A 258-nucleotide genomic window follows, 5' to 3' on the forward strand; every position below is an offset into this window, starting at 1 on the left:
TCATGGAAGCAGGCATCCGGATATTCCCGGCTTGTCTCATTCCAAGTCTTAAGAATCATGTGCTCCTCTCTTTTTGTCATGAGAGAAACGTTCTCAAGCAGCATATCCGGATTCGCCGTCAAAGCTTCAGCGGCCTGTACAAATTGGCTGAAAAGTCTGGCCGCCTCTGCTTCGTCGAATAATTCGGTGCTGTATTTAATCGTAAGATCCATGCCTGATGCTTCTTCCCACATTTCAAATACAAGATCATATTCCCCC

General features: G+C 46.1%; 1 protein-coding gene. It reads right to left on the minus strand.

The features are described from left to right. On the minus strand, window positions 1-258 hold a 258-nt coding region (locus tag SB660_RS21830), incomplete at both ends, for a condensation domain-containing protein (RefSeq protein ID WP_410584527.1).

It is taken from the genome of Bacillus sp. SIMBA_005, assembly GCF_046535585.1.
GTDB lineage: Bacteria > Bacillota > Bacilli > Bacillales > Bacillaceae > Bacillus > Bacillus pumilus.